This is a genomic window from Bacillus cereus group sp. RP37 (genome assembly GCF_040459695.1).
GTDB lineage: Bacteria > Bacillota > Bacilli > Bacillales > Bacillaceae_G > Bacillus_A.
Map to the genome: position 1 here is coordinate 5,085,001 of NZ_JARVHP010000001.1, position 7,500 is coordinate 5,092,500.

Consider the following 7,500-nt stretch of genomic DNA (forward strand, 5'->3'; position numbering starts at 1 on the left):
GCGCGCTTTACGCCCAATAATTCCGGATAACGCTTGCCACCTACGTATTACCGCGGCTGCTGGCACGTAGTTAGCCGTGGCTTTCTGGTTAGGTACCGTCAAGGTGCCAGCTTATTCAACTAGCACTTGTTCTTCCCTAACAACAGAGTTTTACGACCCGAAAGCCTTCATCACTCACGCGGCGTTGCTCCGTCAGACTTTCGTCCATTGCGGAAGATTCCCTACTGCTGCCTCCCGTAGGAGTCTGGGCCGTGTCTCAGTCCCAGTGTGGCCGATCACCCTCTCAGGTCGGCTACGCATCGTTGCCTTGGTGAGCCGTTACCTCACCAACTAGCTAATGCGACGCGGGTCCATCCATAAGTGACAGCCGAAGCCGCCTTTCAATTTCGAACCATGCAGTTCAAAATATTATCCGGTATTAGCCCCGGTTTCCCGGAGTTATCCCAGTCTTATGGGCAGGTTACCCACGTGTTACTCACCCGTCCGCCGCTAACTTCATAAGAGCAAGCTCTTAATCCGTTCGCTCGACTTGCATGTATTAGGCACGCCGCCAGCGTTCATCCTGAGCCAGGATCAAACTCTCCAATAAAGTTAGTTTGTCTAGCATCTAAAAATAAAAATTGACGTTTCACGTTGTTTGTTTCGTTCAGTTTTCAAAGAACTTGTCTGTCGCTCATTTGCGACTCCCTTATGTTAACATTTTCATATTTCAATGTCAACTAAGTTTTTCATTTTGTTTTTATTTCGTTTGCCGCTTTCTGCGTTGTTGCTATCGGCGACTTGTCCTATATTACACCTCTAAACTCTAATCGTCAACACCTTTTTGTAAAGATATTTAATTTAATATCTTCGTACTCTTTAGCTCCAGGTAAGAACCTATAAAGATTTCATTAAAATAGAAACCATCGTCTACTTTTCTTTACTAATCTATTCTTCTAAATACTATTCAATTTAGACACTTCTCTATTACAAAGAACTCGCTCCCCCCATCTTACCGAACTTATACGATTGACTCTTTCCAGCTAAACTAGCAACCTTATTTTAACAATTAATAGTATATAATTAGAAAGTTGCTTTATTTTTTATTACCACTCCCTATTCCCCATTGTTTATCAAATTGTACTATTAATAACATTCTATTAGAAGCAGGTGACGATATGAAAGATATACGTATTCTTATAGCAGATGACGATAAAGAAATTCGAGACTTATTAAAAAGATATTTAGAGCGAGAATTATATATGGTAGATACTGCAATTAACAGCGAAGAAGCATTGCATTTATTTAATCAAAACGACTATAACCTCGTTATATTAGATCTTATGATGCCAAAAGTAGATGGGATTGAAGTCTGTAGAAAACTTAGGGATACAACTAACATACCGATATTAATGCTAACTGCTAAAGATCACGAAGTTGATAAAGTTTTAGGTTTAAGCATTGGGGCTGATGACTATATTACGAAACCTTTCAGTATTCACGAAGTGGTTGCACGAGTAAAATCTCTTATGCGACGCTTTTTAGTTCTTGGAAGTAACACTACTGTACAAGAGAAAACAACTTTAACATTTAAGGGACTAACCATTGATTTTAAAAAATACACAAGTCCATACGAACGGACAAGAGATTGCGTTAACCGAAAAAAAACTTAAACTATTAAAGTTCTTCTCTTCCAACCCAGAGCAATTATTTACAAAAACAAAAATCTTCCGAAATGTGTGGAACGCTAATTATATAGAAGACGATAATACCGTTATGGTACATATTAGAAAACTTAACTGCAAGAGAGAACTTATTAATTAATGCAAAGATAATTGGAGTTCATAAAAGGAATGCAATTGAAGAAGCATTAGAAATTGTAGGTTTGCAGCACGAAACAAAAAAATTAGTAGGAAAATACTCTTTAGGGATGAAACAACGCTTAGGAATTGCACGTGCACTTCTTCATTATCCTGAACTACTCATATTAGATGAACCAACTAACGGTCTAGATCCCATCGGTATTAAAGAAATGCGAAAACTTATTAAATCTTTAGCTCAAGAAAGAAATATAACGATACTTATTTCTAGTCATATATTAGCCAAGGTAGAACAATTAGTCGATCGTATGAGGATTATTCATGAAGGAAGGTTACTAGAGGAAGTTTCTCTTGATACACTGCGTAAAGCAAACCGTAAATACATAGAATTCCAGGTGAATAATGACCATAAAGCTGCGATGCTATTAGAAAATCATTTTCAAATTTTTGATTATGAAGTACGTGATGAAGGGAATATTCGCGTTTACTCTCATTTCGGACAGCAAGGACGCATTAACAGAGCGTTTGTTCTTAACGATATTGAAGTATTAAAAATGGTGATGAGCGCAGACAGATTAGAAGATTATTTCACCAACCTAGTTGGAGGTGGAACGATTGGTTAATCTACTCTATACAGAACTTTTAAAACTAAAACGCTCTAATATGTTTTTGATTAGTATTATTGGGGCTGGTGTCGCACCTTTCTTAGTAGTAGTAGCGTCTTATATACACATAAAAACAAAACAGCCAACTCCGACTATTTTATTCCATCAATTATTCACTGAAGTTAACTTATATACTACCTTAATTATAGGATTCCCCTTATATGGAGTAGTGGTTGCTTATCTGTTTACCCGTGAATATACAGAAAATACACTAAAGCATTTACTAACTATCCCAGTATCTCGCATTAGCTTTATTATAAGTAAGTTCATCCTTCTATTCCTTTGGATCATGATGCTAACTTTAGTCGCTTGGGCACTAACTTTATTATTAGGGCTACTAGGTAGCTTCCCTGGATTTAGTATCACCTTACTTTTAGACTCTCTCGTGAAGTTTTTAATATGTGGTGGACTTCTTTTTCTATTATCTTCACCTATTGTACTACTAACTCTTATAATGAAAACCTATGTACCACCTATTATATTAACAATTATTATTACAATGACTAACCTTATGATCGTAAATTCAAAACACAAAGACCTATTCCCATGGACCGCCACTCTAGATATAGCAAATAACGAATTACAATCGACTTATCCACCAGAGTATTCTTATATCATCATCGCGGTAACTACCATTTTCGGATTTATTGCAACACTATTCTATTTTAAGAGAGTAGATATTCATTAATTTACAGGAGTAAAACTATGAGCGATATCATTATTGCCTTCATACTCGGTATTGTAGAGGGATTAGCTGAATTTTTACCTATCTCTTCTACTGGTCATCTTATATTAGTCGGACATTTACTAGGTTTTGAAGGAGAACGGGCAAAAACATTTGAAATTGTCATTCAGTTAGGAGCGATCTTAGCTATCGCTATCTTATATCATAAACGCCTTGTTTCTTTATGTAATATTAAGCCTCTTCTAAGAAAAGAGAAAAAATTTAACGCATTACATGTATTCCTTGGCGTATTTCCGGCAGTAATTGCTGGTTTACTACTACATGATGTTATTAAAACATACTTATTTCAGCCGTATACTGTCGTGATTGGACTTGTAGCAGGGGCAATTCTTATGATTTTTGCAGAAGTAAAAAAGAAAGAGGCAACCGCCTTTTCACTGGATGATTTAACATACCGACAAGCATTAACAATTGGATTATTTCAATGCTTAGCAGTATATCCTGGTTTCTCTAGAGCTGGCTCTACTATTTCTGGAGGTCTATTAGCGAAAGTAAATTATAAGACTGCATCTGAGTTCTCTTTTCTCATTGCTCTTCCTGTAATGGTTGGAGCTACAGGTTTAGACTTATTAAAAAGTTGGAAGTATTTAAGTGTCGATGACATTCCTATGTTTGCCGCAGGATTCATTACCTCTTTTATAGTAGCAATGCTAGCAGTAGTAACTTTTCTGAAGCTTTTAGAGAAGATAGGTTTAAAACCTTTTGCATATTATCGTATTTTATTGGCCATCTTATTTACGCTTTTCGTATTGCTATAGATTCGTATAAGTCACATATTATTAAACCGATATTCAAGTTGGAATATCGGTTTTTTATCTATTTCACCTTTAGTATTACTTGCTTCAATGTGGCATAGTGGTAATAAATCACCATTAATATATAAACTTACACGCTATACTTGAAGTCCGCACTTAATAATAGTATTTCTTCTTTAAACACATATACCGGATTAAAAATACACAACTTCATTGATCAAGTGTACCCATCACACTAGTGTAGAACAAGCGTTCCTTAATACTGTAATATATCACTTCCTCTTTGTATTTAAGTAATCATTCTATATTGTTTTTCACTTGTACTTAACTTCTCTACAATAGAGCCTAAATATAATATTTAAGGAGATTTTATCCTAATGCCTATATACAAACAACCGCAGCTATAAGAGCAAATTAAATTACTAACAAAGGCATTTAGTTTCATTTAATAGTATTAATAGTACCAACGGCGAAGTTAGTATTATAGCTGAACTATATGGAGATGAAGAAGGTAACCATCGTGGTATTATCTCTGCCTTAACCGAACTTGAAAGACTAACGGAAGAAAAACAATTACAGTATTGTTTGGCCATTAATCATGATTTCTTAACACCTCTATATGACGGAGATACTCAGCACTACAGTTATATAGAAACTGCAGACAAACCTCTTCCTTGTTTCTATACTTACGGAAGGGAAGTACATGTAGGCGATACATTGTCAGGTATTGATCCTAATTTTATTGCAGACCAAATCACCAATAGGCTACGTAACAACTATAAACTAACCGAATTTATTTATATCAAAGCGATAATAAAGGGACGTATACTATTCAAACAGCAACATGCTCCGGTCATATTTTTTGTGAATTAGAAAATAAACGGTTACCGACGACTAATGATTATAGTATTGTACCCAATAGCCAGGATGAACCTGTAGCAATTATTAGGACAATAGAAGTAACTATAACACCAATGAATGAAGTACCCGAATATTGCTGAAGGTGATTGTACTTATGATTACTGGGGAGACAGCATAATCAACTTGGCCATGCCTTTTCTGAAGATATACTACTTGTTTGTGACCATTTTAAACTTATTGATGTAAAAAAATAAATATAGCTTATCATCTATCACTCCAGAAATACGTAGATGACAAGCTATATTTTATTAAACACAAAAAAGACGAGTCATTCTGACTCGTCTTAAAGTTGCTTGGCGACGTCCTACTCTCACAGGGACAAGGTCCCAACTACCATCGGCGCTAGAGAGCTTAACTTCCGTGTTCGGTATGGGAACGGGTGTGACCTCTCTGCCATCATCACCAAACTATGAAGGCATATTCCTTCAAAACTAGATAACATTTGCTACATATTTATATGGTTAAGTCCTCGATCTATTAGTATTCGTCAGCTCCACATGTCACCATGCTTCCACCTCGAACCTATCAACCTGATCATCTTTCAGGGATCTTACTAGCTTACGCTATGGGAAATCTCATCTTGAGGGGGGCTTCATGCTTAGATGCTTTCAGCACTTATCCCTTCCGCACATAGCTACCCAGCTATGCCCTTGGCAGAACAACTGGTACACCAGCGGTGCGTCCATCCCGGTCCTCTCGTACTAAGGACAGCTCCTCTCAAATTTCCTACGCCCACGACGGATAGGGACCGAACTGTCTCACGACGTTCTGAACCCAGCTCGCGTACCGCTTTAATGGGCGAACAGCCCAACCCTTGGGACCGACTACAGCCCCAGGATGCGATGAGCCGACATCGAGGTGCCAAACCTCCCCGTCGATGTGGACTCTTGGGGGAGATAAGCCTGTTATCCCCGGGGTAGCTTTTATCCGTTGAGCGATGGCCCTTCCATGCGGAACCACCGGATCACTAAGCCCGACTTTCGTCCCTGCTCGACTTGTAGGTCTCGCAGTCAAGCTCCCTTATGCCTTTGCACTCTACGAATGATTTCCAACCATTCTGAGGGAACCTTTGGGCGCCTCCGTTACACTTTAGGAGGCGACCGCCCCAGTCAAACTGCCCACCTGACACTGTCTCCCGGGTCGATAAGACCCGTAGGTTAGAATTTCAATACAGTCAGGGCGGTATCCCACCAGCGCCTCCACCGAAGCTAGCGCTCCGGTTTCAATGGCTCCCGCCTATCCTGTACAAACTGTACCAAAATTCAATATCAGGCTACAGTAAAGCTCCACGGGGTCTTTCCGTCCTGTCGCGGGTAACCTGCATCTTCACAGGTACTATAATTTCACCGAGTCTCTGGTTGAGACAGTGCCCAAATCGTTACACCTTTCGTGCGGGTCGGAACTTACCCGACAAGGAATTTCGCTACCTTAGGACCGTTATAGTTACGGCCGCCGTTTACTGGGGCTTCAGTTCAGAGCTTCGCTTACGCTAACCCCTCTCCTTAACCTTCCAGCACCGGGCAGGTGTCAGCCCCTATACTTCGCCTTACGGCTTCGCAGAGACCTGTGTTTTTGCTAAACAGTCGCTTGGGCCTATTCACTGCGGCTTTCCGTTAAGAAAGCACCCCTTCTCCCGAAGTTACGGGGTCATTTTGCCGAGTTCCTTAACCAGAGTTCTCTCGCACACCTTAGGATTCTCTCCTCGCCTACCTGTGTCGGTTTGCGGTACAGGCACCTTTTATCTCGCTAGAAGCTTTTCTTGGCAGCGGGGAATCAAAGACTTCGCTCCATAAGGAGCTTCCCCATCACAGCTCAGCCTTCACGATAAGCGGATTTGCCTACTTATCAGCCTAACTGCTTGGACGTGCACAACCAATCGCACGCTTCTTCTATCCTTCTGCGTCCCTCCATTGCTCAAACGATAAAGAGGTGGTACAGGAATATCAACCTGTTGTCCATCGCCTACGCCTGTCGGCCTCGGCTTAGGTCCTGACTAACCCTGAGCGGACGAGCCTTCCTCAGGAAACCTTAGGCATTCGGTGGACGGGATTCTCACCCGTCTTTCGCTACTCATACCGGCATTCTCACTTCTAAGCGCTCCACCAGTCCTTCCGGTCTGACTTCACTGCACTTAGAACGCTCCCCTACCACTGATACCATTGGTATCAATTCGCAGCTTCGGTGGTGTATTTAGCCCCGGTACATTTTCGGCGCAGAGTCACTCGACTAGTGAGCTATTACGCACTCTTTAAATGGTGGCTGCTTCTAAGCCAACATCCTAGTTGTCTAAGCAACTCCACATCCTTTTCCACTTAATACACACTTTGGGACCTTAGCTGGCGATCTGGGCTGTTTCCCTCTTGACTACGGATCTTATCACTCGCAGTCTGACTCCTAAGGATAAGTCATTGGCATTCGGAGTTTGACTGAATTCGGTAATCCGATGAGGACCCCTAGTTCAATCAGTGCTCTACCTCCAAGACTCTTACACTTAAGGCTAGCCCTAAAGCTATTTCGGGGAGAACCAGCTATCTCCAGGTTCGATTGGAATTTCTCCGCTACCCACACCTCATCCCCGCACTTTTCAACGTGCGTGGGTTCGGGCCTCCATTCAG

General features: G+C 40.5%; 2 protein-coding genes, 3 rRNA genes and 3 pseudogenes (2 of these 8 cut by a window edge). 5 read left to right on the forward strand and 3 right to left on the reverse strand.

The genetic code is table 11. The features are described 5' to 3' along the window. Positions 1-589 (reverse strand): 16S ribosomal RNA (locus tag QCI44_RS26660); it reaches 963 nt to the left of the window's first position. A 568-nt stretch (positions 590-1,157) separates the two neighbouring features. On the opposite strand from QCI44_RS26660, the pseudogene QCI44_RS26665 reads away from it, so the two are divergent. From QCI44_RS26665 to QCI44_RS26690, 5 genes and pseudogenes are all read left to right on the forward strand, one after another. After that, positions 1,158-1,794, forward strand: a pseudogene (locus QCI44_RS26665) (response regulator transcription factor); the annotation flags it as partial. Further along, positions 1,769-2,422, forward strand: a pseudogene (locus QCI44_RS26670) (ATP-binding cassette domain-containing protein); the annotation flags it as partial. The pseudogenes QCI44_RS26665 and QCI44_RS26670, both read left to right, overlap by 26 nt. Further along, on the forward strand, positions 2,415-3,152 hold the full coding sequence (locus QCI44_RS26675) for an ABC transporter permease (RefSeq protein ID WP_016133473.1): 738 nt from the start codon (positions 2,415-2,417) through the stop codon (positions 3,150-3,152). The pseudogene QCI44_RS26670 and the gene QCI44_RS26675, both read left to right, overlap by 8 nt. A gap of 17 nt (positions 3,153-3,169) precedes the next feature. Continuing rightward, on the forward strand, positions 3,170-3,967 hold the full coding sequence (gene uppP / locus QCI44_RS26680) for an undecaprenyl-diphosphate phosphatase UppP (protein ID WP_016089565.1): 798 nt from the start codon (positions 3,170-3,172) through the stop codon (positions 3,965-3,967). Between the two features lie 827 nt (positions 3,968-4,794). Continuing rightward, positions 4,795-5,079: pseudogene (locus QCI44_RS26690) on the forward strand (ASCH domain-containing protein); the annotation flags it as partial. Between the two features lie 97 nt (positions 5,080-5,176). Here QCI44_RS26690 and rrf read toward each other — a convergent pair. Further along, a 5S ribosomal RNA gene (rrf, locus tag QCI44_RS26695) occupies positions 5,177-5,292 on the reverse strand. A 50-nt stretch (positions 5,293-5,342) separates the two neighbouring features. After that, positions 5,343-7,500 (reverse strand): 23S ribosomal RNA (locus QCI44_RS26700); it runs 764 nt beyond the window's last position.